The sequence below is a fragment of the Microbacterium paraoxydans genome (genome assembly GCF_019056515.1).
Classification (GTDB): Bacteria; Actinomycetota; Actinomycetes; order Actinomycetales; family Microbacteriaceae; genus Microbacterium.
Genome location: NZ_CP064873.1, coordinates 2,675,195 through 2,699,050 on the forward strand (window position 1 = coordinate 2,675,195; position 23,856 = coordinate 2,699,050).

General features: G+C 67.5%; 34 protein-coding genes. 1 reads left to right on the forward strand and 33 read right to left on the reverse strand.

Annotation, left to right across the window (positions count from 1 at the left end):
* Window positions 1-2: 2 nt before the first annotated feature.
* From rplF to IZR02_RS13250, 33 genes are all read right to left on the reverse strand, one after another.
* A complete protein-coding gene (rplF, locus tag IZR02_RS13090; RefSeq protein ID WP_025102395.1) occupies window positions 3-539 on the reverse strand; it encodes a 50S ribosomal protein L6 in 537 nt (178 codons plus the stop codon).
* A gap of 6 nt (window positions 540-545) precedes the next feature.
* Window positions 546-944: a 30S ribosomal protein S8 gene (gene rpsH, locus IZR02_RS13095; protein ID WP_025102396.1), complete on the reverse strand. Its 399-nt coding sequence runs from the start codon at window positions 942-944 to the stop codon at window positions 546-548.
* Between the two features lie 132 nt (window positions 945-1,076).
* Complete coding sequence (gene rplE, locus IZR02_RS13100) at window positions 1,077-1,667, reverse strand: 50S ribosomal protein L5 (protein ID WP_217316511.1); 591 nt, start codon at window positions 1,665-1,667, stop codon at window positions 1,077-1,079.
* Window positions 1,667-2,026 (reverse strand): 50S ribosomal protein L24, encoded by a 360-nt coding sequence (gene rplX, locus IZR02_RS13105; protein WP_025102398.1) that lies wholly within the window; start codon window positions 2,024-2,026, stop codon window positions 1,667-1,669. Before rplX ends, rplE begins: the two co-directional genes overlap by 1 nt.
* Before the next feature lie 2 nt (window positions 2,027-2,028).
* Window positions 2,029-2,397, reverse strand: coding sequence for a 50S ribosomal protein L14 (gene rplN, locus IZR02_RS13110; protein WP_025102399.1), 369 nt, complete (start codon window positions 2,395-2,397; stop codon window positions 2,029-2,031).
* A complete protein-coding gene (rpsQ, locus tag IZR02_RS13115) occupies window positions 2,394-2,711 on the reverse strand; it encodes a 30S ribosomal protein S17 (protein WP_025102400.1) in 318 nt (105 codons plus the stop codon). The genes rplN and rpsQ overlap by 4 nt, the downstream gene beginning before the upstream one ends.
* Entirely contained in the window at window positions 2,711-3,028 is a 318-nt protein-coding gene (gene rpmC / locus IZR02_RS18045; RefSeq protein WP_025102401.1) for a 50S ribosomal protein L29, read from the reverse strand. Before rpmC ends, rpsQ begins: the two co-directional genes overlap by 1 nt.
* Window positions 3,028-3,447, reverse strand: a complete 420-nt coding sequence (gene rplP / locus IZR02_RS13125; protein ID WP_025102402.1) for a 50S ribosomal protein L16 — start codon at window positions 3,445-3,447, stop codon at window positions 3,028-3,030. The genes rpmC and rplP overlap by 1 nt, the downstream gene beginning before the upstream one ends.
* Window positions 3,447-4,199, reverse strand: a complete 753-nt coding sequence (rpsC, locus tag IZR02_RS13130) for a 30S ribosomal protein S3 (protein WP_025102403.1) — start codon at window positions 4,197-4,199, stop codon at window positions 3,447-3,449. Before rpsC ends, rplP begins: the two co-directional genes overlap by 1 nt.
* The gene (rplV, locus tag IZR02_RS13135; RefSeq protein ID WP_025102404.1) at window positions 4,199-4,597 is read right to left on the reverse strand and encodes a 50S ribosomal protein L22; all 399 of its coding nucleotides are present in this window, start codon (window positions 4,595-4,597) and stop codon (window positions 4,199-4,201) included. The genes rpsC and rplV overlap by 1 nt, the downstream gene beginning before the upstream one ends.
* 25 nt (window positions 4,598-4,622) lie before the next feature.
* On the reverse strand, window positions 4,623-4,904 hold the full coding sequence (gene rpsS / locus IZR02_RS13140; protein WP_017201589.1) for a 30S ribosomal protein S19: 282 nt from the start codon (window positions 4,902-4,904) through the stop codon (window positions 4,623-4,625).
* A 12-nt stretch (window positions 4,905-4,916) separates the two neighbouring features.
* Window positions 4,917-5,756 (reverse strand): 50S ribosomal protein L2, encoded by an 840-nt coding sequence (gene rplB, locus IZR02_RS13145; RefSeq protein ID WP_025102405.1) that lies wholly within the window; start codon window positions 5,754-5,756, stop codon window positions 4,917-4,919.
* Between the two features lie 20 nt (window positions 5,757-5,776).
* On the reverse strand, window positions 5,777-6,100 hold the full coding sequence (rplW, locus tag IZR02_RS13150; RefSeq protein WP_025102406.1) for a 50S ribosomal protein L23: 324 nt from the start codon (window positions 6,098-6,100) through the stop codon (window positions 5,777-5,779).
* The gene (gene rplD / locus IZR02_RS13155; RefSeq protein WP_025102407.1) at window positions 6,097-6,759 is read right to left on the reverse strand and encodes a 50S ribosomal protein L4; all 663 of its coding nucleotides are present in this window, start codon (window positions 6,757-6,759) and stop codon (window positions 6,097-6,099) included. The genes rplW and rplD overlap by 4 nt, the downstream gene beginning before the upstream one ends.
* A 2-nt stretch (window positions 6,760-6,761) precedes the next feature.
* The gene (rplC, locus tag IZR02_RS13160; protein ID WP_062632874.1) at window positions 6,762-7,421 is read right to left on the reverse strand and encodes a 50S ribosomal protein L3; all 660 of its coding nucleotides are present in this window, start codon (window positions 7,419-7,421) and stop codon (window positions 6,762-6,764) included.
* Between the two features lie 8 nt (window positions 7,422-7,429).
* Entirely contained in the window at window positions 7,430-7,738 is a 309-nt protein-coding gene (rpsJ, locus tag IZR02_RS13165) for a 30S ribosomal protein S10 (RefSeq protein WP_017201594.1), read from the reverse strand.
* Window positions 7,739-8,608: 870 nt separating this feature from the next.
* Window positions 8,609-8,821, reverse strand: coding sequence for a hypothetical protein (locus IZR02_RS13170; protein WP_062765219.1), 213 nt, complete (start codon window positions 8,819-8,821; stop codon window positions 8,609-8,611).
* Window positions 8,822-8,907: 86 nt separating this feature from the next.
* Window positions 8,908-9,063 (reverse strand): hypothetical protein, encoded by a 156-nt coding sequence (locus tag IZR02_RS13175; protein WP_217316512.1) that lies wholly within the window; start codon window positions 9,061-9,063, stop codon window positions 8,908-8,910.
* A gap of 93 nt (window positions 9,064-9,156) precedes the next feature.
* Window positions 9,157-10,101 carry a YveK family protein gene (locus tag IZR02_RS13180; protein WP_217316513.1) on the reverse strand — a complete coding sequence of 315 codons (945 nt, stop codon included), beginning with the start codon at window positions 10,099-10,101 and terminating at the stop codon, window positions 9,157-9,159.
* A gap of 268 nt (window positions 10,102-10,369) precedes the next feature.
* The gene (gene tuf, locus IZR02_RS13185; RefSeq protein WP_062632876.1) at window positions 10,370-11,563 is read right to left on the reverse strand and encodes an elongation factor Tu; all 1,194 of its coding nucleotides are present in this window, start codon (window positions 11,561-11,563) and stop codon (window positions 10,370-10,372) included.
* Window positions 11,564-11,727: 164 nt separating this feature from the next.
* Window positions 11,728-13,842 (reverse strand): elongation factor G, encoded by a 2,115-nt coding sequence (gene fusA / locus IZR02_RS13190; protein WP_062632877.1) that lies wholly within the window; start codon window positions 13,840-13,842, stop codon window positions 11,728-11,730.
* Window positions 13,843-13,938: 96 nt separating this feature from the next.
* Entirely contained in the window at window positions 13,939-14,409 is a 471-nt protein-coding gene (gene rpsG / locus IZR02_RS13195) for a 30S ribosomal protein S7 (protein WP_017201608.1), read from the reverse strand.
* A gap of 5 nt (window positions 14,410-14,414) precedes the next feature.
* Window positions 14,415-14,783: a 30S ribosomal protein S12 gene (gene rpsL, locus IZR02_RS13200; RefSeq protein WP_013584051.1), complete on the reverse strand. Its 369-nt coding sequence runs from the start codon at window positions 14,781-14,783 to the stop codon at window positions 14,415-14,417.
* A gap of 227 nt (window positions 14,784-15,010) precedes the next feature.
* Window positions 15,011-15,658: a hypothetical protein gene (locus IZR02_RS13205; protein ID WP_062765222.1), complete on the reverse strand. Its 648-nt coding sequence runs from the start codon at window positions 15,656-15,658 to the stop codon at window positions 15,011-15,013.
* A gap of 49 nt (window positions 15,659-15,707) precedes the next feature.
* Window positions 15,708-16,136: a hypothetical protein gene (locus IZR02_RS13210; protein ID WP_238695598.1), complete on the reverse strand. Its 429-nt coding sequence runs from the start codon at window positions 16,134-16,136 to the stop codon at window positions 15,708-15,710.
* Window positions 16,137-16,207: 71 nt separating this feature from the next.
* Window positions 16,208-17,311: an ABC transporter gene (locus IZR02_RS13215; RefSeq protein WP_126893295.1), complete on the reverse strand. Its 1,104-nt coding sequence runs from the start codon at window positions 17,309-17,311 to the stop codon at window positions 16,208-16,210.
* A 112-nt stretch (window positions 17,312-17,423) separates the two neighbouring features.
* Entirely contained in the window at window positions 17,424-17,576 is a 153-nt protein-coding gene (locus tag IZR02_RS13220; RefSeq protein WP_164498161.1) for a hypothetical protein, read from the reverse strand.
* A 64-nt stretch (window positions 17,577-17,640) separates the two neighbouring features.
* Entirely contained in the window at window positions 17,641-18,291 is a 651-nt protein-coding gene (locus IZR02_RS13225; protein WP_085606386.1) for an HAAS signaling domain-containing protein, read from the reverse strand.
* A gap of 2 nt (window positions 18,292-18,293) precedes the next feature.
* Window positions 18,294-18,620: a PadR family transcriptional regulator gene (locus IZR02_RS13230; RefSeq protein WP_062765234.1), complete on the reverse strand. Its 327-nt coding sequence runs from the start codon at window positions 18,618-18,620 to the stop codon at window positions 18,294-18,296.
* A 49-nt stretch (window positions 18,621-18,669) separates the two neighbouring features.
* Complete coding sequence (locus tag IZR02_RS13235) at window positions 18,670-19,578, reverse strand: sugar ABC transporter permease (protein ID WP_062765238.1); 909 nt, start codon at window positions 19,576-19,578, stop codon at window positions 18,670-18,672.
* Window position 19,579: 1 nt separating this feature from the next.
* The gene (gene malF, locus IZR02_RS13240; protein WP_062765241.1) at window positions 19,580-21,184 is read right to left on the reverse strand and encodes a maltose ABC transporter permease MalF; all 1,605 of its coding nucleotides are present in this window, start codon (window positions 21,182-21,184) and stop codon (window positions 19,580-19,582) included.
* A gap of 72 nt (window positions 21,185-21,256) precedes the next feature.
* Window positions 21,257-22,468, reverse strand: coding sequence for a sugar ABC transporter substrate-binding protein (locus IZR02_RS13245; protein WP_062765244.1), 1,212 nt, complete (start codon window positions 22,466-22,468; stop codon window positions 21,257-21,259).
* A gap of 170 nt (window positions 22,469-22,638) precedes the next feature.
* Window positions 22,639-22,851 (reverse strand): hypothetical protein, encoded by a 213-nt coding sequence (locus IZR02_RS13250; RefSeq protein ID WP_217316514.1) that lies wholly within the window; start codon window positions 22,849-22,851, stop codon window positions 22,639-22,641.
* A gap of 103 nt (window positions 22,852-22,954) precedes the next feature.
* Here IZR02_RS13250 and IZR02_RS13255 point away from each other — a divergent pair, with 103 nt between their 5' ends.
* Window positions 22,955-23,443: a YajQ family cyclic di-GMP-binding protein gene (locus IZR02_RS13255; protein ID WP_025102421.1), complete on the forward strand. Its 489-nt coding sequence runs from the start codon at window positions 22,955-22,957 to the stop codon at window positions 23,441-23,443.
* The last annotated feature ends 413 nt before the right edge of the window (window positions 23,444-23,856 follow it).

The following is a 23,856-nucleotide window of genomic DNA, read 5'->3' on the forward strand; positions in this document are numbered from 1 at the left end:
GGTTACTTACCAGCCTTTCCGGCCTTGCGACGCACGACCTCGCCGGCGTAGCGCACACCCTTGCCCTTGTACGGCTCGGGCTTGCGGATCTTGCGGATGTTCGCAGCCGCCTCACCGACGGCCTGCTTGTCGATCCCGCTGACGGTGAGCTTGTTCGTGCCCTCGACCGTGAGCGTGATGCCGGCGGGCGGGTCGACCAGGACCGGGTGCGAGAAGCCGAGGGCGAACTCGACCGAGTTGCCCTTCTGCTGCACGCGGTAACCGGTGCCGACGACCTCGAGACCCTTGGTGTAGCCCTGGGTCACGCCGATGATGTTGTTGTTGATGAGCGTGCGGGTCAGGCCGTGAAGCGACCGGGACTCGCGCTCGTCGTCGGGGCGGGTGACGAGAACCTGGTTCTCCTCGACCGACACCTCGATGGGGCTGGCCACCGTGAGGGTGAGCTCACCCTTGGGGCCCTTCACCGCGACCTCACGGCCGTCGACCGAAACGGTCACGCCCGCGGGAACGTCGATGGGAAGTCGTCCAATACGCGACATTTCGGATTACCACACGTAGGCGAGAACTTCTCCGCCCACGCCCTTCTGCTCAGCCTGGCGGTCCGTGAGGAGACCGGAGGAGGTGGACAGGATGGCCACGCCGAGGCCGCCGAGGACCGTGGGGATCTCGGTCGACTTCGCGTACACGCGGAGGCCGGGCTTCGACACGCGCTTGATGCCCGCGATCGAGCGCTCGCGGTTCGGGCCGTACTTCAGCGTCAGCGTGAGGTTCTTGCCCACGCGCGCGTCGGAGGTCTCCCAACCGGCGATGTAGCCCTCCTGCTGGAGGATCTCTGCGATGTGCGTCTTGAGCTTGCTCGACGGCAGCGTCACGGTGTCGTGGTGCGCCGAGTTCGCGTTGCGCAGACGGGTCAGCATGTCTGCGACCGGGTCTGTCATTGTCATTGTTGTCTACTTTCGTTCATGAGGTTCCGGCTGCCGTTACACGACAGACGGCCTGCGATGAGCACGCAATCTTCAATTGTACGTGCACATCGACGGGCTCAGTGACACGAGACCACTGAGCCCGTCGAAGGGTCACGCCTGGGCGTCGTCCGCGCGGAACGGGAAGCCGAGGTGACGGAGCAGCGCCCGACCCTCGTCGTCCGTCTTCGCCGAGGTCACGACGGTGATGTCGAAACCACGGACGCGGTCGATCTTGTCCTGATCGATCTCGTGGAACACGCTCTGCTCCTGGAGACCGAAGGTGTAGTTGCCGTTGCCGTCGAACTGCTTGGCCGACAGACCGCGGAAGTCGCGGATGCGGGGCAGCGCGAGCGAGACCAGGCGGTCCACGAACTCCCACGCACGGTCGCCACGGAGGGTGACGTGCGCGCCGATGGCCTGGCCCTCACGCAGCTTGAACTGCGCGATGGACTTGCGGGCCTTGGTAACGATCGGCTTCTGGCCGGTGATCTTGGTGAGGTCGTCGACCGCACCTTCGATTACCTTGCTGTCGCGAGCAGCCTCGCCGACACCGGTGTTCACGACGACCTTGACCAGGCCGGGGATCTGCATGACGTTCTCGTAGCCGAACTCGTCCTGCAGAGCCTTCTTGATCTCGGCGTTGTACTTCGCCTTCAGGCGGGGCTGGATCTTGCCAGCCACCGCAGCGTCGGTCGTTGCCATCAGAGGTCCTTACCGCTCTTCTTCGCGAAGCGCACGCGGACGGTGCGCTTCACGCCGTCCTTGGTCTGCTCCTCGACCCGGTGGCCGACCTTGGTCGGCTTCTTGGTCGAGGGGTCGACGAGTGCGACGTTCGAGATGTGGATGGGCGCCTCGACGGTCTCGAGGCCACCCGTCTTCGTGCCACGCTGCGTCTGACCGACGCGCGTGTGCTTGGTGACGTAGTTGACGCCTTCGACGACGACACGGTTCTGCTCGACGAGGACGTCGAGGACCTTGCCCTGCTTGCCGCGGTCGCCACCACGCTCGGGCTTGGCGCCCGAGATGACCTGAACCAGGTCGCCCTTCTTGATCTTCGCCATGATCAGATGACCTCCGGTGCCAGCGAGACGATCTTCATGAACTTCTTGTCGCGAAGCTCACGGCCGACCGGCCCGAAGATACGGGTGCCGCGGGGCTCCCCGTCGTTCTTCAGGATGACGGCGGCGTTCTCGTCGAACTTGATGTAGGAGCCGTCGGGACGACGGGTCTCCTTCTTGGTGCGGACGATGACCGCCTTGACGACGTCGCCCTTCTTGACGTTGCCACCGGGGATCGCGTCCTTGACGGTCGCGACGATGGTGTCGCCCAGACCGGCGTACCGGCGGCGCGAGCCACCGAGGACGCGGATCGTGAGCAGCTCCTTGGCGCCGGTGTTGTCGGCGACCTTGAGACGGGACTCCTGCTGAATCACTTGGCCTTCTCCAGAATCTCCACCAGACGCCAGCGCTTGGTGGCGCTCAGCGGGCGGGTCTCGTTGATCAGGACCAGGTCGCCGATGCCGGCGGAGTTCGCCTCATCGTGCGCCTTGACCTTCGACGTCCGGCGGATGACCTTGCCGTAAAGCGGGTGCTTCACGCGGTCCTCGACCTCGACGACGATCGTCTTGTCCATCTTGTCGCTGACGACATAGCCACGACGGGCCTTGCGGTACCCGCGGGCGTCGGCGTCGCGCACGTCGTGAGCGGCGTGCTCAGCCTCGACGGCGGCTTCCTTCTTGGTGGCCATCACTCAGCCTCTTCCTTCGGGGCGTCCTCGGCGGCGTCCGCCTTCTTCGCCTTCGACTTGGTCGCCTTCTTCGCGGGAGCCTCGACCGGAGCGGGCGTCGCACGGATGCCCAGCTCGCGCTCGCGGATCACCGTGTAGAGGCGCGCGATGTCGCGCTTGACGGCGCGGATGCGGCCGTGGCTCTCCAGCTGGCCGGTGGCCGACTGGAAACGGAGGTTGAACAGCTCCTCCTTGGCCTTGCGCAGCTCCTCAACGAGGCGCTGGTCTTCGAACGTGTCGAGCTCTGCCGGAGCGAGCTCCTTGGTGCCGATCGCCATTACGCGTCGCCCTCCTCGCGCTTGATGATGCGTGCCTTGAGCGGCAGCTTGTGGATTGCACGGGTCAGTGCCTCGCGAGCGAGCTGCTCGTCGACACCCGCGACCTCGAAGAGGACGCGGCCCGGCTTGACGTTGGCGACCCACCACTCGGGGGAACCCTTACCGGAACCCATGCGGGTCTCGGCCGGCTTCTTCGTGAGCGGACGGTCCGGGTAGATGTTGATCCACACCTTGCCGCCACGCTTGATGTGACGGGTCATCGCGATACGAGCGGACTCGATCTGACGGTTCGTCACGTACGCGGGGGTGAGGGCCTGGATGCCGAACTCGCCGAAGGAGACCTTCGTGCCGCCGGTGGCCTGACCCGAGCGCCCCGGGTGGTGCTGCTTGCGGTACTTGACCTTACGGGGGATGAGCATTATGCCGACGCTCCTTCTGCAACAGGTGCCTCGTTGCGCGGGGCACGGCGGCGGTCACCACGGTCGTCACGGCGCGACTTCGGCGCGTTGGCCTGCTCGCGCGCGAGCTCCTTGGCGGTGAGGTCGCCCTTGTAGATCCACACCTTCACGCCGATGCGGCCGAAGGTGGTCTTGGCCTCGTAGAAGCCGTAGTCGATGTTCGCGCGCAGCGTGTGCAGCGGCACACGACCCTCGCGGTAGAACTCCGACCGGCTCATCTCGGCGCCGCCGAGACGGCCCGAGACCTGGATGCGGATGCCCTTGGCGCCGGCGCGCTGCGCGCCCTGCAGACCCTTGCGCATCGCGCGACGGAACGCCACGCGAGCCGAGAGCTGCTCGGCGATGCCCTGGGCGACCAGCTGAGCGTCGGCCTCGGGGTTCTTGACCTCGAGGATGTTCAGCTGGATCTGCTTGCCCGTGAGCTTCTCGAGGTCGCCGCGGATGCGCTCGGCCTCTGCACCACGACGACCGATCACGATGCCCGGGCGGGCGGTGTGGATGTCGACGCGGACGCGGTCACGGGTGCGCTCGATCTCGATGTTCGAGACGCCGGCACGGTCGAGCTGCGTCTGCAGCAGGCGACGGATCTTGATGTCCTCGGCCACGTAGTCGGCGTAACGCTGACCCGGCTTCGTCGAGTCGGAGAACCAGCGCGACACGTGGTCCGTGGTGATGCCGAGGCGGAAGCCGTACGGGTTGACCTTCTGTCCCATTACTTGCTCGCCTTCTTGTTGCTGTCGCCGGCCGCGGCAGGAGCCGCCTCCGGCGTCGAGAGCACGACCGTGATGTGGCTCGTGCGCTTCTTGATCTGGAAAGCGCGACCCTGTGCACGGGGCTGGAAACGCTTGAGCGTCGTGCCCTCGTCCACGTACGCGTTCTTCACGTACAGGTCCTGCTCGTCGAGGTACTCGCCGTCACGATCCGCCTTGACCTGCGCGTTGGCCATGGCCGACGCGACAAGCTTGTAGATCGGCTCACTGGCGGACTGCTGAGCGAACTTCAGGATCGCCAGAGCCTCCTGGGCCTGCTTGCCCTTGATGAGCGCGACGACACGACGAGCCTTCTGAGGGGTCACGCGGATGTGTCGCACGCGTGCGATGGACTCCACCATTTCTCTCTCCTCTATCGCCGCCGCGTCAGCGGCGACGGCCCTTCTTGTCGTCCTTCTCGTGGCCGCGGAAGGTGCGGGTGGGCGCGAACTCGCCCAGCTTGTGACCGACCATGGTCTCGGAGACAAACACGGGGATGTGCTTGCGACCGTCGTGGACCGCGATCGTGTGACCCAGCATGGCCGGGATGATCATGGACCGGCGGGACCAGGTCTTGATGACGTTCTTCGTGCCGGCTTCGTTCTGCACGACCACCTTGCGAAGCAGGTGCTCGTCGACGAAGGGGCCCTTCTTGAGACTGCGAGGCATCTTCTCTTACTCCTACTTGCGCTTCTTGCCGGCGTTGCGACGACGCACGATGTACTTGTCGCTTTCCTTGTTGGCGTGGCGGGTGCGGCCCTCGGCCTGACCCCACGGGGAGACGGGGTGACGTCCACCGGACGTCTTGCCCTCACCACCACCGTGCGGGTGGTCGACCGGGTTCATCGCGACACCGCGGACGGTCGGGCGGACGCCCTTCCAGCGCATGCGGCCGGCCTTGCCCCAGTTGATGTTCGACTGCTCGGCGTTGCCGACCTCGCCGATGGTCGCGCGGCAGCGCGCATCGACGTTGCGGATCTCACCGGAGGGCAGACGCAGCTGGGCGTAGGGGCCGTCCTTGGCGACGAGGCGGACCGACGCACCGGCCGAACGCGCCATCTTCGCGCCGCCGCCGGGGCGGAGCTCGATGGCGTGGATGACGGTACCCGTGGGGATGTTCTTCAGCGGGAGGTTGTTTCCCGGCTTGATGTCCGCCGCGGGGCCCGACTCGACGATGTCGCCCTGCTTCAGCTTCGCCGGCGCGAGGATGTAGCGCTTCTCGCCGTCGAAGTAGTGCAGCAGCGCGATGCGCGCGGTGCGGTTGGGGTCGTACTCGATGTGCGCGACCTTGGCGTTCACGCCGTCCTTGTCATTGCGACGGAAGTCGATGACGCGGTACTGGCGCTTGTGGCCACCACCGATGTGACGGGTCGTGATGCGGCCCTGGTTGTTGCGACCACCGGTCTTCGAGATCGGGCGCAGCAGCGACTTCTCCGGCGTCGATCGGGTGATCTCGGCGAAGTCAGCCACCGACGAGCCGCGACGGCCCGGGGTCGTGGGCTTGTACTTGCGAATAGCCATGATTGTCCTTATCCCCCGGATCAGCCGATTGCCGTGAAGATGTCGATGGTGCCCGACTTCAGGCTCACGATGGCGCGCTTGGTGTCCTTGCGCTTACCGGTGCCGAAGCGGGTGCGACGGGCCTTGCCGACGCGGTTGATCGTGTTGACGGACGCGACCTTGACGCCGAAGATCTTCTCGATGGCGAGCTTGATCTCGGTCTTCGAAGCGCGCGGGTCGACGAGGAAGGTGTACTTGCCCTCGTCGATCAGGCCGTAGCTCTTCTCGGACACGACCGGCTTCAGGATGATGTCGCGCGGGTCCTTGTTCAGGGCCGTCTGGAGAACAGATGCCTGCTCGCTCATGCGGAGACCTCCTGGTTGGCGCCGGACTTGGAGGCGATGAAGCCCTCGAGCGCGGCCTGGGTGAAGACGATGTCGTCGGAGACGAGCACGTCGTAGGCGTTGAGCTGGTCGAACGTCAGCACGTGGACGTGGCCGAGGTTGCGGATGCTCTTGAGCGCGAGCTCGTCGCCGCGCTCGATGACCACGAGGACGTTCTTCGACGTGGCGACCTGGGCGAGGAAGCCCGCGGCGGCCTTGGTCGACGGCGCGCCGTCGGTGCCGAACGTGTCGATCGCGTGCAGACGGTCACCGCGGAAGCGGTCGCTGAGCGCGCCCAGCAGGGCGGCCGCGATCATCTTCTTGGGGGTGCGCTGCGAGTAGTCGCGCGGCTTCGGGCCGTGCACGATGCCACCGCCGGTCATGTGCGGCGCGCGGATCGAGCCCTGGCGGGCGTTACCCGTGCCCTTCTGCTTGAAGGGCTTGCGGCCGGCACCCGAGACCTCGCCACGACGCTTGGTCGAGTGCGTGCCCTGGCGAGCCGCCGCGAGCTGCGCGACGACGACCTGGTGGATGAGCGGGATGTTCGTCTTGACGTCGAACAGCGCGGCGGGAAGCTCGACGGAGCCTGCCTTCTTGCCGTCTGCCTTGAGGACGTCGAGCGCGAGAGTGGAGTCAGCCATGATCAGGCACCCTTCACTGCGTTGCGGACGTAGACGATGCGGCCGCGAGCACCGGGGACGGCGCCCTTGACGAGCATGAGTCCCTTCTCGATGTCGATGGCGTGCACCGTGAGGTTGAGGACGGTCACGCGCTCGCCACCCATACGGCCGGCCATGCGCATGCCCTTGAAGACGCGGCTCGGGGTCGACGATGCGCCGATGGAGCCGGGCTTGCGGTGGTTGCGGTGCGCACCGTGCGATGCCGAGACGCCCTTGAAGTTGTGGCGCTTCATGACACCGGCGGTGCCCTTGCCCTTGCTCGTGCCGACGACGTCGACGAGCTGGCCGGCCTCGAACGTGCCGTCCACCGTGAGCTCCTGGCCCAGGGTGTAGTCGGCGGCGTCGGCCGTGCGGACCTCGGTCACGTGGCGGCGCGGCGTGACGCCGGCAGCCTCGAAGTGAGCCGAGAGGGGCTTGTTCACCTTGCGCGGGTCGATCTGGCCGTACGCGATCTGCACGGCGTTGTAGCCGTCCTTCTCGGGGGTACGGATCTGGGTGACCACGTTCGGCGCGAGCTCGATGACGGTGACGGGAACGAGCTTGCCGTTCTCGTTCCAGACCTGGGTCATGCCGAGCTTGGTGCCGAGCATGCCCTTGGAAACCTTGGAGTTGATGTCAGCCATGTCGAACCTCAGAGCTTGATCTCGATGTTGACGTCGGCCGGCAGGTCGAGACGCATCAGCGAGTCGACGGCCTTGGGCGTCGGGTCGACGATGTCGATCAGGCGCTTGTGGGTGCGCATCTCGAAGTGCTCGCGGCTGTCCTTGTACTTGTGGGGCGACCGGATGACGCACACGACGTTCTTCTCGGTCGGAAGGGGCACGGGTCCGACGACGGTCGCGCCCGCACGGGTCACGGTGTCGACGATCTTGCGTGCGGACGTGTCGATGACCTCGTGGTCATACGACTTCAGGCGAATGCGGATCTTCTGTCCCGCCATTGTCTGCTCTCTCTCTTTAAGCGTCTTACCGTCCGGGACCGGGTGGCCCTGGGGCATTGGACGCACGTCGGCGCTGTTCGCGCCTCGGCACTCGTTCTTCTCGGGCCCTCGACCTCGCGGTCGGGAGCCTGTCGAAGAGGCTGCACCACTGTTCTGCTGTCAGCCGTACACCCGGAGGTGACGGATGCCCGACCCCCGCCGCGCACGGCAGTGCCCTCGATGATGAAGGTGTCGGGATTGTGTTCTGCTGCCCGCGGCCTAGAACCCTGCGGCCTCCCGGAGGAGGCGCCGTCTATGCACTGCCCTGGCAGTGATCCGGCGCAAGCACAGCGGCGACGGAATATCGAACCTGTCTATTCTGCCACGGCGGATTTCACTTCTGCAAACCCGGGCGTGTCGCGCTCACCGGACTCTCAGGGACCCCCTCCTCCGCGAGCGTTCAGCCCGCGGAGGAGCGCGGGGCGAGGCATCCCCATGCCTCGCCCCGCTTGGGGAGGGCGTTCAGTGCGAGGGGGCACACCGAACGCGAGGAATCCAGCGTGAAGGGACGCCGGACGCCTCGACCGAGGGCACGGCGGAAGACCCGCCGCGCAGGCGGGGAGACGCTCAGGCGCACGGAGTGCGCGCGTCGCACGATGATCCCCAAAATCGTTTTCCCCAGATTTCCAACGCGGACGAACCGCGTGATTCGGGAGCCGAACCCCTTCGGCGCCCCCGACCGCAAGATCCCCAGGCGGTCGACATGATCCTACTCGATGTATCCGCGAATGCGCCACAACCGAGGGCGCTGTGCACCGGCATTCCCCCGGACGCGGAAGAGCGGCGGCCCCGGTCTCGGGGGCCGCCGCTCTTCCGCGGAGACGTTCGGCTCTACTCGTTGCCGATGCTCTTGTCCGCGCTGTCGCGGATCTCGTCGATCTTGTCCGCCGCGCCCGGTGCGATCTTCTTCGCGAAGTCGGCGACGCCGTCGAGCACCTTGTCGCTGATGTCTTCGGCCTGCTCGCTCTTGACGGCTTCGGCGAGCTTGTCCTTGTTCTGCTCGTACAGGTCCTTGCCCTTGTTGACGGCGTCCTCGATACCCATGATTCCCCTTCGGAGACGATGTGCGATGTGCGCCTAGTCTGCACGAAGCGGCGCGTCGTCACCAGAGTCGACCGCCCTCACCGCGGTCACTGACAGGTGACCGCGTTCTGGGTGAGCGTGGTCGGGGTCACGACCGGGGTCGTGTCCACCTCGATCTTCGTGGCCTGGTCGGAGTCGGCGACGAACTCGTAGGTCAGCGTCCGCGTCTCCTGCGGGGCCAGGTAGAGCCGCATGGTGCCCACGGTGAACTCCTGGTCGCAGGCCCGCCACCGTCCACGCGAGTCCATCGAGGGCGAAGAGATGGCCCTTGCGGCGCTCGGTCTCGTCCACCGTGCTCATGCGCGTCCTTCGTTCGCCGGTTCGCTCACGACGCTCGTCGCACGCCGTCGCGTGCCGCTGCCGAGGACGATCACCCCGCGCAGGTTCGCCACGCCGTCACGTCGGAGGTGGCCCAGCGTGTCCGCCGCGCGTCTGCTGGTCTCGCCGATCTTCATGAGGAGGACGAGCGCGCCGTCGCGCTGAAGAGCAGCCGCGTCGGGGATGCCCTTCCGGGACAGCGGCAGGCGCACGACGGTCAGCCCGGCGGGCCCGGCCTCGATGCGCTCGACCACCGCGGAGACGTCGATGGTGGCGTCCACGGGCAGCAGGGCTATGGCTCGTCCTTCCCCTGCCCACACGCTGGTGAGCATCTGGAGCTCGTGCGTCTGCTCCTCCGTGAGCTCACCGCTCGGAAGCGCATAGGCGGGGAGCCCGGTCAGGTCGGCTGCGTCGGCCACGGAACGGATCCGTCGGGAGAGCGCGAACCGCAGTGCGACGTAGACGAGAGCGAGCGCGATCCCGAGAAGGACCCCGACGGCCAGAGTGGTCGCGACCTGAGGCCGCACCGGGGACTCGGGGATCGCCGCCCCATAGGCGCGGGCACGGACGTCGGACCCGGCCTGGTCGGCTGCCGTCTCCGCGATCGCGGTGGCGAGATCCGCAGCCAGACGAGGGTCGGTGTGCGTGACCATGATGGCCGTCATCGAGGTGTCCGCGATCCAGGTCGCCGACACTCCGTCGGCGAGCTCCGACCGGTCCACGTCGAACCTCTCGGCCACGGTCGCGATGACGCTCGCGGAGCGTGCCCGCACCGCGGCGTTCGTCGCCACGGTGCGCGGGACGAAGTTCGTCGCCCCCGGGTCGGCGCTGAAGACGATCTCCGCCTCGGCCTCGTACGCGGGCGGCGTGACGAGTAGCAGAGCCCCCGAGCCGATGACGCACAGCAGGAAGGCGATGAGCATCCCCAGCCACGCTCGTCTGAACGCGACGAACCACTCCCCCGGGGACATGCTTCTCCTCTTCGAGCCTCATGGGCACGGTACGACTCCGTAGAACCGTCATTTTGATATATCGGATGACCCGGCGGGAACTCGGTCCCGCCGGAGACGGTTGCGCCGCGGCCTCGCGGCGTTCTCATCCTAGGGGATCGATGCGCGGGCTCATGCCGCGCCCACCGACGACAAAGGGGTCGAGCCCGAAGGCTCGACCCCTTTGCGAGGAAGCAGATGCTTACTTGATGATCTTCGTCACCGTACCGGCGCCGACCGTACGACCACCCTCACGGATGGCGAAGCCGAGGCCCTCCTCCATGGCGATCGGCTGGATCAGCTCGACCGTCATGTCGGTGGTGTCGCCGGGCATGACCATCTCGGTGCCCTCGGGCAGCGTGATGACGCCGGTGACGTCCGTGGTGCGGAAGTAGAACTGCGGACGGTAGTTCGTGTAGAAGGGGTTGTGGCGGCCACCCTCGTCCTTGGACAGGATGTAGGCCGTGCCCTCGAAGTCGGTGTGCGGCGTGACCGAACCCGGCTTCACGATGACCTGGCCGCGCTCCACGTCCTCGCGCTTGGTGCCGCGGAGGAGCAGACCACAGTTCTCGCCGGCCCAGGCCTCGTCGAGCTGCTTGTGGAACATCTCGATACCGGTGACGGTCGTCTTCTGCGTCGGGCGCAGACCCACGATCTCGACCTCGGAGTTGATGGCCAGGGTGCCACGCTCGGCGCGACCCGTGACGACGGTGCCACGACCGGTGATCGTGAAGACGTCCTCGACGGGCATGAGGAACGGCTTGTCACGGTCACGCTCCGGGTCCGGAACGCTGTCGTCGACAGCCTGCATGAGCTCGAGGATCGCGTCGACCCACTTCTCGTCGCCCTCGAGGGCCTTGAGAGCGGAGACACGGACGACGGGAGCGTTGTCGCCGTCGAAGCCCTGGCTCGAGAGCAGCTCGCGGACCTCGAGCTCGACGAGCTCCAGGATCTCCTCGTCGTCGACCGCGTCGGACTTGTTCAGCGCGACGAGCAGGTAGGGGACGCCGACCTGCTTGGCGAGCAGCACGTGCTCGCGCGTCTGCGCCATCGGGCCGTCGGTGGCCGCGACGACGAGGATCGCGCCGTCCATCTGCGCCGCACCCGTGATCATGTTCTTGACGTAGTCGGCGTGGCCGGGGGCGTCAACGTGGGCGTAGTGGCGCTTCGGGGTCTCGTACTCGATGTGCGAGATGTTGATCGTGATACCGCGCTGGCGCTCTTCCGGCGCCGAGTCGATGGAAGCGAAGTCACGCTGCACGTTCGTGTCGGACGGGTACTTGTCAGCAAGCACCTTCGAGATCGCTGCGGAGAGCGTGGTCTTGCCGTGGTCGACGTGACCGATCGTTCCGATGTTGACGTGCGGCTTGGTCCGCTCGAACTTGGCCTTAGCCACTGGGTCCTCCTCAGGACGTCGTTGTAGAGGTGCCGGGCACTGGTTTGCGACCGGTTCTCTACGGGTTAGGTTCTCAGTTTAGTAGAGAGGGAATGTGAAGTTGTAGGTGACCTGGGAACCCCGGGTGCTTCGACAGGCTCAGCGACCCAGGGTTCCCAGAAGTGTTACTCGCCCTTGGCCTTCTGGACGATCTCGTCGGCCACCGCGCGCGGGACCTCGGCGTAGCTGTCGAACTCCATGGAGTAGACGGCACGGCCCGAGGTCTTCGAGCGCAGGTCGCCGATGTAGCCGAACATCTCGGACAGCGGCACCGCGGCGCGCACGACCTTGACGCCGGCGGCGTCCTCCATCGACTGGATCTGGCCACGACGCGAGTTCAGGTCGCCGATGACGTCGCCCATGTACTCCTCCGGAGTACGGACCTCGACGGCCATCAGCGGCTCGAGCAGCACGGGGTTGGCACGGCGCGCGGCCTCCTTGAAGCCCATGGAGCCCGCGATCTTGAACGCCATCTCCGAGGAGTCGACGTCGTGCGCCGCACCGTCGACGATGGTCGCCTTGACGCCCACCATCGGGTAGCCCGCGAGGACACCGACGTTCATGGCGTCCTGGAAACCGGCGTCGATCGAGCCGATGTACTCGCGCGGGATGCGGCCACCGGTGACCGCGTTCACGAACTCGTACGTCTTCTCGCCGTCGAGCTCGAGCGGCTCGATGTTGAACTGGATCTTGGCGAACTGGCCCGATCCACCGGTCTGCTTCTTGTGCGTGTAGTCGTGCTTCTCGACGGCCTTGCGGATCGTCTCGCGATACGCCACCTGCGGCTTGCCGACGTTCGCCTCGACGCGGAACTCGCGCTTCATGCGGTCCACGAGGATGTCGAGGTGCAGCTCGCCCATGCCCTTGATGGTCGTCTGACCGGTCTCGGGGTTGAGCTCCGTGCGGAAGGTCGGGTCCTCCTCAGCGAGCTTCTGGATCGCGAGACCCAGCTTCTCCTGGTCGGCCTTGGTCTTCGGCTCGATGGCGACCTCGATCACCGGCTCCGGGAACGTCATCGACTCGAGGACGACCGGCTGCGCGATGTCGGCGAGGGTGTCACCGGTGGTGGTGTCCTTCAGGCCGATGACGGCGTAGATGTTGCCGGCGGTCAGCTTGTCGACCGGGTTCTCCTTGTTGGCGTGCATCTGGAAGATCTTCCCGATGCGCTCCTTCTTGCCCTTGGTCGAGTTGATGACCTGGGCGCCCGACTCGAGCTCGCCCGAGTAGACGCGCACGTACGTCAGACGGCCGAAGAACGGGTGCACGGCGACCTTGAAGGCCAGGGCCGCGAACGGGTCCTTCGCGTCGGGGTGACGCTCGATGATCTTCTCCTCGTCCTTCGGGTCGTGCGCCTCGATGGCGGGCACGTCCAGCGGGGAGGGGAGGTAGTCGACGACGGCGTCCAGCATCGGCTGCACACCGCGGTTCTTGAAGGCGGAGCCGCAGAGGACCGGGTAGATCTCGCTGGCGATGACCATCTTGCGGATGGCGCCCTTGATCTCCGCGACGGTGAGCTCCTCGCCGCCGAAGAACTTCTCGAGAAGCTCCTCGTCGGTCTCGGCGACCGTCTCCAGCAGCTGCTGGCGGTAGTCCTCGGCCTTGTCCTTGAGGTCGGCCGGGATCTCCTGCACCTCGTAGGAGGCACCCATGGTCACGTCACCCTTGGCGTCGCCGGGCCACACCAGGGCGCGCATCTCGATGAGGTCGATGACGCCGACGAAGTCGTTCTCGGCACCGATCGGGAGCTGCAGCACCAGCGGCTTGGCGCCGAGGCGGTTGATGATCGTGTCGACCGTGAAGTAGAAGTCCGCGCCGAGCTTGTCCATCTTGTTGACGAAGCAGATGCGGGGGACGTTGTACTTGTCGGCCTGACGCCACACGGTCTCGGACTGGGGCTCGACGCCCTCCTTGCCGTCGAACACGGCGACCGCGCCGTCGAGGACGCGGAGCGAGCGCTCCACCTCGACCGTGAAGTCCACGTGACCGGGGGTGTCGATGATGTTGATCTGGTTCTTGTTCCAGAAGCAGGTCACGGCGGCAGACGTGATCGTGATGCCGCGCTCCTTCTCCTGCTCCATCCAGTCGGTGGTCGAGGCACCGTCGTGCGTTTCGCCGAGCTTGTGGTTGACGCCCGTGTAGAACAGGATGCGCTCGGTCGTCGTGGTCTTGCCGGCATCGATGTGCGCCATGATGCCGATGTTGCGGACCTTGCTCAGGTCCGTGAGCACGTCTTGTGCCACAGGAGTGTCCTTATCTATTGGAGCAGCAGGTGTACTGCGAAGAGGGGGTGCGACGGGCCCAGGAACGCGGAAGGGTCCCTGAGCCCGTCGAAGGGGTTACCAGCGGTAGTGAGCGAACGCGCGGTTCGACTCGGCCATCTTGTGGGTGTCCTCGCGGCGCTTGACCGCGGCACCGAGGCCGTTCGACGCGTCCAGGATCTCGTTCTGGAGACGCTCGGTCATCGTCTTCTCACGACGACCCTTGGCGTAGCTCACGAGCCAGCGCAGCGCGAGGGTGTTCGCGCGGTGCGGCTTGACCTCGACCGGAACCTGGTAGGTCGAGCCACCGACGCGGCGGCTGCGGACCTCGAGCGTGGGGCGCACGTTGTCGAGCGCCTTCTTCAGGGTGGCGACGGCGTCCTGGCCGTTCTTCGCCTCGACGCCGCGGAGGGCGCCGTAGACGATCGACTCGGCCAGCGACTTCTTGCCGTCGACGAGGATCTTGTTCACCAGCGAGGTGACGATCGGAGCGCCGTAGACCGGGTCGTTGACGACGGGGCGCTTGGGGGCGGGACCCTTACGAGGCATCTAACTCAACCCTTCTTCGCGCCGTAGCGGGAACGAGCCTGCTTACGGTTCTTGACGGCCTGGGTGTCCAGAGCGCCACGGACGATCTTGTAACGCACACCGGGGAGGTCCTTCACACGACCGCCGCGGACGAGCACCAGGGAGTGCTCCTGCAGGTTGTGGCCCTCACCGGGGATGTACGCGGTGACCTCGGTCCCGTTGCGGAGCTTCACACGAGCGACCTTGCGCATCGCCGAGTTCGGCTTCTTCGGGGTGGTGGTGTAGACGCGGGTGCAGACCCCGGCCTGCTGCGGGTTCGACTTGAGCGCGGGCGCCTTGGTCTTCGAGACCTTGGGCGAGCGACCCTTGCGAACCAACTGCTGAATGGTTGGCACGTTCTCTCCTCATAGTGCTGCACGGTGACAGCGTGATGGGTTTCACATCATGACCCACCGGCACGCCGGAACCGGCGAGCTTTTGGTGTGGTGGGTATGCCGTGGGGGCGGACCGGCGAGGTGCCGACGCCCAGCGCGCACGTCAGGACGTGCACACACCTGATCAAGTGTAATGCCGCGTAACCTGACGGTCAAATGACGGCCGCCCTCGCCCGGCCCGCGCGGAGTCAGGGGATGTCGGGGTCGAACGGGGAGTCCAGCGACTCCGTCAGCTCGGCGAGGAGCGCCTCGATCTGCGGCTCGACGTGCCGGGACACCGCCGCCTGGATCGTGATGCGGTGCCGGAGCAGGATCCCGCAGATCTCCCGGCCGACGAGGTTCGCGTACTCGTCCGCGAGGGCGACCTCCTGTCGCAGTGCCGTCTTGGCCTCGTCGGAGAGCGGAGGCAGCGGTGGCAGCTCGGCCGCGGAGTCGTCGGCGAGGCCGGCGATCGTGAAGAGGAAGGGGGCACCGGGCACCGGCTCCGGGTCCAGCGGCATGCCCTCGAACTCGGGGTCGAGGTCTTCCGTCGGTCGATAGCTGCGTGCCCTGTTGCGCGCGGCCTGCTGGTCGAGTTCCCGCTGCAGCGTGGGGAGGTTCCGCGCGGTGTACTCGGCGACCGCGTGGTCGACGATCGTCTTGATGCGCGTCGACAGGCCGTGCTGGACGCCGTGCGGGGTGGTGCCGGCGATTCCCGCGGCGGCGAGGATGGGCGAGCCGAGACAGCGTCGGCAGGGCGCGGTCCGGCCGCGGTGCGTCGCCGGCTCCCAGCGCGGCACCCAGCGCAACCAGGCCTCGACGGCCTGGTCGACCTGCGTCTCCAATGAGCGCTCCACCCCACCAGCGTACGGCGCGTCGCCGCTCACGGCGCGGATTTCCGGGGTGTCATTCCCCCTCGTCGCGCTCCCACGGCCATCGCGGCTGCGCCGACTTCGTGCGGCGCAGGGCGATCCCGCCCCAGGCGGCCACCGCCGCCGCGGCGAGGAGCACGAGACTCGCGCCGCCGCGGACGAGATCTCCGGCGACGGCCGTGGCCACGACCACGTCGCTCGTCGCGACGAGCACGGCGAACCAGACGGTGGCCAGGTGCACGAGGGCCGTGAGCAGCGCGATCACGGGAGCGGAGCCGAAGGAGGCGTGTCCCCGCCGCACCGTCGCCCACAGGACCAGTGCGAACACCACGACCGCCGCGACCATGCCGGACACCCCGGGGATCTGCCCGAGGCCCGGTGCATCGATGATGTCCCGGTCGGTGGCGACGCTGAGCGCACCCAGGCCGAAGACGGCGAGAGCGAAGAAGGCGATGGTGGCCATCACTGCCGCGAGGACAGCCGAAACCCCCGCGGACTCGGGCCCGCGGGGGTTCGGCGTGGTGGTGTTCGTGATTACCTCGACAGGGTGGGACCGGCCTCGAGGGTGCGCTCGTACTCGCGCTGCGCCTCCTCGTTCAGCTCGGTCTTGCGGGCGCCGCTGCGGGCCACCCAGGCGCCGAACCAGATCGTGAGCTCGCGGGCGAACACGAAGGCCGCGATCGCCAGCGGTGCCAGCAGCTGCTCCCCCGCGAGTTCGAGGCCCTGCGACGCCGTGAGCTTCCAGAACGGCGCCTCGAAGAGCTGCCCCAGGATGTGTCCGGCGTAGGCGATGAGTCCGACCACGATGCCGAACACCACCCACAGGCCCCAGCGGCCACGGTTGATGATCGCTCCGAGGAGCCAGAAGCCGAGGAAGAACACGACCACCGGCGTCCAGAAGCCCCAGGTGAGCAGCGGGGCCACGAGCGCCTCGCCGATGTTCTCCCCGTTCACGTCGCCGGCGAGAGCGCCGAGGCCGAGGACGGTCGCGAGGTAGAGCAGCGCGAAGGCGACGGTGGCGAGCAGGCCGATGGCCCCGGCGGTGCCGCGGTTGCCGCGCTCGCGCGGCGGCTCCGGCGCCTGCACGAAGATCGGCTGCGGCTGCTGAGGCTGCGGCGCGGCGGCAGCGGCACCGTTCGTGAGCGGCTCGGAGGGCACGATCCGGGTGTCGGTGTCGTCGGCATGGGAGGCGTAGGCGGCGCCTGCCATGGCCGACTCCTCGTGCGCGCGGGGGGCCGAGGTGTCGTACAGCGAGGTCTCCGGCGTCGCGTACAGCGACGTCTCGGGGGTCGCGTCGCGTCGCTCGTCACCGAAGCGGTCGGCGCCGGGACGGTCGCCCTCCGTGCGGCTCGGTGCCGGTGCGGAGGAGGCGAAGGTGCCGGGGTGCTCCCGCTCGGCGGCCTCGAACGCGGCGAGATCGGGGTCGACCGCGGGCTCCTGCCGCGCTGCGGCCTGGTCGGCCGGCGTCTCCGCAGACGCCGGCGTCGCGCCTTCGGCACGCGAGCGGTCGACGTCGTCCGCGCCGCCGGGAACATCTCCGCGGGCTGCCGCTGCGGCGTCGAGACCGGCGTTCGCGCTGCCGACGACGTCGTCGACGTCGTTCGACTTCTCGGGCTGACGAGCCTCGGGATCACTCATGGGATGCGCCTCTCATCGGGGATGTGCAGTGCGAGATTACCGCCGCGCGTCCCGGCGCTTCCGGAGGCGTGCCGTCGTGTCGCCATACGCGTCGCCGCGCGGGTTCCGCGGCTCAGGGGAAAGTGCTGCGGAGCGCGTCGCCGGCGAACTGCGCGAGGATCGGGAGCATCGGCAGTGAGAGCCAGACCAGAGCGCCGACGATCCCGGCGCACACGATGCCGGCGAACCAGCTCATCCCGAGGTTCCGACCACCCACCCGTGCCATGGTCCCACCGTAGGCCCGCGCCCCCGCCCGGGCCGTGAGCAACGCCGCGACGCGGCGGCCTCGGTCAGCGGACGCCGCGGCCGCGCATCCGCCACAGCAGCCAGAGCCCGGAGGCCGGGACCAGCAGGAACCCCAGCAGCAGGAGCAGGTGCCACTCCCCGAAGGACGGGACGAGCGGGTTCACCACGTCCGACACCGCGTCGCCGTCGGTCGAGCTGCCGGAGGCCGACCCCGTCGAGAACCCCGTCATGGTCGAGGTGATCAGGAAGGACAGCCCCGTGGCCGCGAAGGGCACGAGGATCGCGAGCGCCTTCTCCCAGGTCCGCCACATCGCACTGAGGCTCACGAGCACCGCGCCCACGAACCAGCCGACGACCGGCACCACGATCCCGCCGAAGCTCAGGGTGAGCGCGGCCGCGATCGCGAAGCCCCGCGTCGCCGTCGTCGGCGTGCGAGGTGCCGACGGAGCGGGCGCGGGCGCAGGGAACACGACGGGCGGCACCGTCGGCACCTCGTCCCCCGCTTCACGGGCGATCCCTCGGGGATCCCCCAGCCTGTCGATCCGTTCCGCGGTCGCCTCCGCGTCGAGCCCGTCGAGCTCCTCCGCGATCCCGCCGCGGATGTCCGACGCGACACCGTGCGGGAGGCCGCGCATCGCCTCGTCCAGCCGGGCCAGGTAGTCGTCACGCAGCTCGGCTGCGGTCTTCTCGGTCATGGTCATCCTTCCCCCACCATGCCCGTGACGGCACGGGCGAACGGCGCCCACTGCGCCCGGAAGCGCGCGAGCTGATCGATACCGGCATCCGTGAGCCGGTAGTACTTGCGCGCCGGACCGCTCTCGGACGGCCGGTCGAACGTCGTCACCCAGCCGTTGTCCCGCAACCGCCCGAGCAGCGGGTAGAGGGTGCCGATGCTGGCGATCAGCCCGGCGCCGGTGAGTGCCTCCGACAGCTGCCAGCCGTACATGGGCTCGCGCGAGAGCAGGCCGAGCACGCAGTACTCCACCACCCCCTTGCGCATCTGCGCCCCGGCGTCCGCTGTCATGCCTCACAAGGTAGCATGTGACGCACGCTAGCGCTGCCCGATGCGTCGATCAGCCCTTGGTCGCCCCCGCGGTGAGACCGCCGACGATGTACTTCTGCAGGAAGAGGAAGAGGACCATCACCGGGATCGCCGCCATGACCGCGCCGGCGGAGAAGGCCGACCAGTCGGCGTAGCGAGGGTTCGCCACGAGCTTGGTCAGACCGACGACGAGGGTCTGCTGATCCACGTCGACGAGCATGACGCTGGCGATCACGTACTCGTTCACCGTGCCGATGAAGGAGAGCAGACCGACGACCGCGAGGATCGGGGCGACCAGGCGGAGGATGATCGTGAAGAAGATCCGCGCGTGCCCGGCGCCGTCGATGCGGGCGGCCTCGTCGATCTCCTTCGGGATCGTGTTGAAGAAGCCGTACATCAGGTAGGTGTTCACACCGAGCGCGCCGCCGAGATAGACGAGGATCAGGCCGGTGTGCGTGTTGAGGCCGATCGCCGGGAACCAGTCCCCCAGCGTCGACATCAGCAGGAAGATCGCGACCACAGCGAGGAGCTGCGGGAACATCTGCACCACGACGATGGTGACGAGCCCCACGCGACGGCCCGCGAAGCGCATGCGGGAGAAGGCATATGCCGCACACGCTCCAATGAACACGGTGACCGCGCCCGTCACGACCGCGATGAGCAGCGTGTTCAGGAACCACGTTCCGTACGGGTTCTGCGGGTCGCTGAGGATGCGCACGTAACTGTCGATCCCGATGGCCGAGAAGAGCTGGTTCGACCCGGTGAGCGTGCCCTTCGGGTTGAGCGAGGCCGACACGACGTACAGGAGCGGGAAGAGGGCGAAGGCGCTCACCACGATGGCGACGAGGTGACGCCATCCGGTGTCGGCGAACCAGGCGCCGAACGAACGACGCGGCGGAGCGGTGCGCGGGGCGGTGGCGGTGCTGGGGACGGTGCTCATGTCAGTTCAGCTCCTCGAGGGCCTTGGTCTTGCGGAAGCTGATGATCGAGATCGTCGCGACCACGACGAAGATCAGGATCGTGAAGGCGGAGGCGAGACCGTAGTCGCGGGTCTGACCGGTGAAGGCCACCTTGTAGACCATCGAGATGAGGATGTCCGTGTGGCCGACGGGGATCGACACGTCGCTGAAGCGCGGGCCGCCCTTGGTCAGCATGTAGATCAGGTTGAAGTTGTTGAAGTTGAACGCGAACGACGAGATCAGCAGCGGCGCCACGGTCACCAGCAGCAGCGGCAGCTTGATGCGGCGGAAGATCTGCCACGCGTTCGCGCCGTCCATGACGGCGGCCTCGTTCACGTCGTCCGGGATGCCCTGCAGCGCGCCCATGCAGACGAGGAACATGTACGGGAAGCCGAGCCAGAGGTTCACCAGCAGCACGGACACCTTCGCCAGCACCGGATCGGTGAGCCACGGGATGGCCGCGCCACCGAACAGCACCTGGTTGATGAACCCGAAGCTCTCGTTCATCATCCCGGCCCAGACGAGCGCGGAGAGGAACGCGGGGAAGGCGTACGGGAGGATGAGGATGATCCGGTAGCCGTTGCGGAAGCGCATGCGCGTGTTGTTGAAGACGAGCGCGAGCAGCAGGCCGAGGAAGAAGGTCGTCGCGACGGAAACCAGCGCGAAGACGAAGGTCCAGACGGTGACCGAGATGAGCGGACCGCGGATGGACTCGTCGGTCACCGCGCGGACGAAGTTGTCGAAGCCGACCGTGGTCTGCCAGCCGGGCAGCAGCTGCTCGCCGTCCTCCGCGGTGAACGCACCGTCGCCGGTATCGCTGTAGACCGTGCCGGTCGCGGTGTCCGTGATCGTGTCGGCAGCGGCGTCGTAGGTCAGCGTCGAGACGTACAGGTAGCCGTTCTGCCCGTCGGGTGCACGGAGGCTGCCGTCGTTGGGGTCGTCGCTGAACGGGACGGAGAGCTGCTCCAGCTCCTCCGACAGGGTGAAGACGGTGGCCAGCGGAAGCGTGGTCCACCCGTCGACGGCGACGGCCTTGCCACCCTCGAACTCCGCGTCGACCTCGGCGAGAGGCTGCTCCGCCGTGCCGAGGAGCGCATCCCCGTCGTCGGGATCCGTGACGAGGAGGCCGTAGGTGCCGAACTGCTCGACCACCGTGACGGGATACGTCGGGGAGTCCTCGACGCGCTCCTGCGCGGAGGCGAGCAGCGACGAGATCGCCTGCTCTTTGCTCCCGTTGTGACCGGTGCCGTAGTTCGTGAAGCCGATGTAGCCCGTGTAGAGGAGCGTGAAGACCTGGAACAGGACCAGGAAGATGATGCCGGGGGTGAGGTACTTCGCCGCGATGCGCTTGCGGGAGAAGTAGATGTAGTTGACGACGACCGTCACCGCGACGACGAGGCCGAGCACCAGCCACTCGCGCTGCACGAGCAGCACGAACACGGCGTAGACGGCGATCGCGTCCACGATCGCCAGCAACAGGATCTTGAGCAGCATCCACCCGATCGGTCGGGAGGCCGCCTCGGCGATCTTCGCCGCCTGGCGCTGCCGAGGCGTGGGGGGCGCGGTGCGCTCTTCGGTGTCTGTCATGTCGTCCTCGTCATGGTCCTGCCGGGGCGGGCTGGGTGGCCCGCCCCGGCAGGGTCGTCATCTTGTCGGCCGTTACTCGATCGCGGCGGTCACGTCGTCGACGAGCTTCTGCCACGTCGCCTGCGGGTCCTCGCCGTTGATGATGGCGGCCTCGGCCACGCCCCAGAACTGCCAGACCGCGCCCATGGCAGGGATCGCCGGCATGGGGACCGCGTCGGCGCCGACGGACTGGAAGCCGGCGATGATCGGGTCGGACGCCGCGGTGTCGGCGGCAGCCGTGAGGGCCGGGAGAACGTTGCCGGCCTTGAACAGCTCCAGCTGCACGTCCTCCGTGCCGAGGTAGTTGACGAGGAAGTCGTTGGCCGCGACCTTGTTCTTCGACTCGGCGCTCACGAAGAAGCCCTTGACGCCGGCGAACGGCGAGGCCGTCTCCCCCGTCGGGCTCGGGATCGGGTCGATCTCGACGTTGATGCCCGCCTCGGTGGCCGCGCCCACGTTCCACGGGCCGGTCAGCCAGAAGGCGGCGGTGCCGTCGAGGAACTGCTGCTTGGCGATCTCACCGTCGATGTCGGTGTTCAGCGTGCCGGCCGCGCCCTGCGCGCCCAGCCAGTCGGCGAAGGCGAAGCCGCCCTCGCTGCCGAGCTGCAGGTCGGTCGGGTCGTAGCTGCCGCTGTCGTCGGTGCCGAAGACCGGAGCGCCGAACGCGGTCTGGAACGGGTACAGGTGGTACGGGTTGCCCTCGGCGCCCTGCTCCACCACGAAGGTGCCCTTCGAGACCATGTCGTCGAAGCTCGTCGCGGGCTCGGGGACGAGGTCGGCGTTGCGCAGGACCGCGATGTTCTCGACCGCGTACGGGAGCATGTAGACGGTGCCCTCATAGGTCGCCGCCTGGAGCGCGACGGGGAGGTAGTCCTCGGAGCTGTCGCCAAGCTCGATCGGCGCGACGACACCGTTGGTCGAGAGCTCGCCGAGCCAGTCGTGAGCGCCCATGACCACGTCGGGGCCCTTGCCGGTCGGGACCTGCTGGATGAAGTCATCCTTCATGTCGTCGACGGACTTCCCCACCAGCTTGACCGTGACACCGGTCTTCTCCTGGTACGCGTCCGCCGCGCCCTGCAGCGCGTCGACCCGCTCGGCGTCGACCCAGACGGTCAGCGTGCCGCCGCTGTCCCCACCGGAGGAAGAGTCGTCGCCGCCGGAGCCGGTCGAGCAGCCGGCGAGCGTCAGAGCCGAAACGATGGCGATGGCGCCCGCGGCGACCATGCCCCTCTTGTTCACCTTCATTGGTGTGTGCCTCTCTCAGTGCTGAGCGCCTGCAAGACTGCAAGCGCTTACAGTATGCATCGTTTCGAAAGGCGATCACAATCTGCAACCGCGTCGATATCAACCCGTGATCGGCCCGGCGCCCGGCACGAGGCATGAAAACGCTTCCATATCAGCCGGAGGCGGAAGCGTCAGCGTGCGACGTCACCGCCCGCACGATGCGGCGCATCGCGGATGACGCGGTCGATCCAGTCACGACGCGGCAAGGCGGCGATGGCCCCTCGGGGGAACCAGCCCAGTTCGACGATCTCGCCCCTGTCCGGTGCCGGGTCGCTGAGCAGTTCGCACTCGTAGGCGACTGTGACGTAGCCGACCTGGTCGCCGTTCGGAGAGGTCACCGCCATCGGGTCGCCACCGTACGCGCCGATCAGTCCTGTGATCCGGAGACGCGCTCCCGGGGTGCCGCGCCCACGGGACTTTCCGCACAGCCGCGGATACAGTTGAGGCATGGCTGACAGTTCCTTTGACATCGTCTCGAAAGTGGATCGCCAGGAGGCCGAGAACGCCCTGAACCAGGCGCGCAAAGAGGTGGAGCAGCGCTACGACTTCAAGGGGACCGGTGCTTCGATCGCCTGGAGCGGCGAGCAGATCCTCATCACCGCGAACACCGAGGAGCGCGCGAACGCCGTCCTCGACGTGTTCCAGTCCAAGCTCATCAAGCGCGGCATCTCCCTGAAGAGCCTCGACTCGGGCGAGCCCTTCGCCAGCGGCAAGGAGTTCCGCATCCTGTCGAGCCTGAAGGACGGCATCTCCTCCGAGAACGCGAAGAAGATCGGCAAGATCATCCGCGACGAGGGCCCCAAGGGCGTGAAGAGCCAGATCCAGGGCGACGAGCTGCGCGTGCAGTCGAAGAGCCGCGACGACCTCCAGGCTGTGATCGCTCTCCTCAAGGGCAGCGACCTCGACATCGATCTGCAGTTCATCAACTACCGCTGACGCCACTCGCGTCGGAGGCCAGGGCTCGGGAGTCATCCCGGGCCCTTTCTTTTCCCCGGTCAACGCATACCGAGATATCGGTGTTCTTCGTCGAGACTGGAAGCGGTCGTGACTCGTCACGACTCCGACGCCATCCCCGCCCGACACCCGATCGCCGCGGTGGATGCGCTTCGAGGATGCCACGCCGGCTCAGGGGAGGGAGCGGCGCGGGCCCCCGGAGCTCGCGTCGGCCTGGGGTCTGCCGACGTCGCACGCCGACCGGTCCCGGGTTCATGACAGGCCTCCCCGCCCGCTGCGCGCCCCCACGCGGATCGGCCCCCCGAGGAGGCATGACGGCAATCCTGCGGCCGTCGCTCCCCTCATCGCCCGGGAGCGGACGTCGGTCGCAGACCGAGAACCACCGGGGGCTGGGC